A 212-nucleotide genomic window follows, 5' to 3' on the forward strand; every position below is an offset into this window, starting at 1 on the left:
CTAGCGTTAGCTTATCATCAAGTACTGCAACGTCTACAGAGTATGTTGCCCCTGAGGTATTAACCGAAGAAGCACTTGTATTTGAAATCAGTGCAGATGACGGCACAAACGATGTTGTTGAAGATACCGTTATAGTCAATGTTATTGCCTCATCAGACTCAGACTCAGAATCAGATACAGATGATAAAAGTGAAAAACTTACCAGCTGGTTA

General features: G+C 40.1%; 1 pseudogene. It reads left to right on the forward strand.

From position 1 onward, the window contains the following. Positions 1-212 (forward strand): annotated as a pseudogene (locus V6260_RS19275) (YHYH protein); the annotation flags it as partial.

The organism is Pseudoalteromonas aliena (genome assembly GCF_038155085.1).
Taxonomy (GTDB): Bacteria; Pseudomonadota; Gammaproteobacteria; order Enterobacterales; family Alteromonadaceae; genus Pseudoalteromonas; species Pseudoalteromonas aliena_A.